1 protein-coding gene is annotated in these 1,064 nt (G+C 54.3%); it reads right to left on the reverse strand.

The window, feature by feature from the left end:
- Positions 1 to 119: 119 nt before the first annotated feature.
- On the reverse strand, positions 120 to 959 hold the full coding sequence (locus tag ACXJKH_RS21110; protein ID WP_457322303.1) for an RHS repeat-associated core domain-containing protein: 840 nt from the start codon (positions 957 to 959) through the stop codon (positions 120 to 122).
- Between the last annotated feature and the right edge of the window lie 105 nt (positions 960 to 1,064).

Below are 1,064 nucleotides of genomic sequence, written 5' to 3' on the forward strand. Positions count from 1 at the left end.
CCTATGGTCAATGTTGCGAGGGACAGAGCGCTCGTTTGAAGGGCAACCCCTCGCAGGAAATAGGGCCATGTCTTCTTCACCGTAAGCATCTCATTCGCAGCGTCACTGGGAGCACCATCCTATCGTTTGTCGCGGGTGTTTACGCCACCAGAACTCACCGATTGCTTGGCAGATGAGTCCTTCGCCGCCGAGGTGCCTTTCTCAACGATATCACCGGCAGCCTTTCCGGCGAATGCACCCACTGCATTTGCTGCAGGCGCACCAATCTTCCCGTCAAGGGCCTTTTCGACGACCTTCGATACGACGTCACCTGCAGCAACCTCTGTGGCTTTGTCCACGCCCCCACCGCCTTTGACCACTTCACCTCCGATCTCAATGACGTCCTTAATCGGCCCCGCTCGACTGACATCTACCATTAGATCCAGCGCTATCTTGTCGTTCTCTTTCTGGCGCTGCTGCGCTTCGGAAAAGTTCTTCTCTCCTTTCTCTTTATCGCCTCTAGCATCCCAGTAGGCCCTTATCATTCGGCCAAGCTGCGCCGCCTGACTGCCGCGCACTCCGCTTCGGCTGGTTCGTCCATCAGGATCAGTGAAGCTATACGGATTTCCATTCGCGTACCTATAGCGATTGAACTGAGTAACGGGCTGGTCATATGCCGTTACTGGGTCAACGCTGATGAAGATTCCCAGCTCCGGATCCATGTACCGCTGCTGCATATAGCTCAGCCCAGTTGATAGATCGCCCACGTGGCCAGTATAGCCCGGTCCGTCGACTGCCCCGCCTATCAACAGGTCTCCATAGGGACCGTAGTGAAACCTATTCGTTACATTGCCACCGGCATCAGACTCTGCAACGACAGAGCCCAATGCGTCAGTATGAATGTAGGTAACTGATTGCGCAGAAGCATGGAATGTGAAAGCAGTAGCGATCACAACCATTCCCACCCAAACAGCCATCATCTTCGAGTTTATGTGCAAGCAACACCACCGAGAGAGTGCTTCATTTGTATTTTCGAGCTCCACACGCCGAACAACGAAGCGGAGCGCATCGATGGAAAGCTACCG

The organism is Stenotrophomonas sp. P5_B8 (assembly GCF_054049855.1).